This is a genomic window from Neisseria sp. P0020.S003 (assembly GCF_051957095.1).
GTDB lineage: Bacteria > Pseudomonadota > Gammaproteobacteria > Burkholderiales > Neisseriaceae > Neisseria > Neisseria subflava.
The window spans coordinates 1-437 of record NZ_JBQCWU010000089.1; the positions used below are offsets into that span (position 1 = coordinate 1).

The 437-nt window shown below is 52.2% G+C and carries 1 pseudogene; it reads right to left on the bottom strand.

Annotated features, from left to right (window positions below):
- Positions 1 to 182: 182 nt before the first annotated feature.
- Positions 183 to 437 (bottom strand): annotated as a pseudogene (locus tag ACTHTQ_RS11460) (alpha/beta hydrolase); the annotation flags it as partial.

Sequence of the window (437 nt, forward strand, 5' to 3'; positions counted from 1 at the left end):
CTGAAAATCTATTTTTCAGGTAGCCTCTCCCTTTTTCATGCCCCGAGGCCTTTGCAAAGGTCTAAACCTATGTTATTGCAAAGGTCTAGGCCTTTTTATAATTGGATTTTAGATTGATCCAATAGGTTCAATACGCTTCTAAGTTTGCGTTTCAGACGGCCTCGATGTTTGGCAAACCTGCTTCAACGCTGCCATGCGCTGCGCAAATATTCGATGCAGTCGGTCAGGGCGTAAAACGGGGCGTTGCCGTGATTGGCGTTGGGGTAGAGGGTAAAGCGGACATCTGCGCCGAGGTGGTGCAAAGTGCCGGCAAGGATTTTAGCTTGTGCGACCATGCCGCGGCTGGTTTGGTCGGGACGGTTGTTTCTGCCTTCATGCTCGCCTGCGCCGAGGCGGATGCCGATTCCTTGCGGCAATGTGTCGGGCAGCCAATCAAG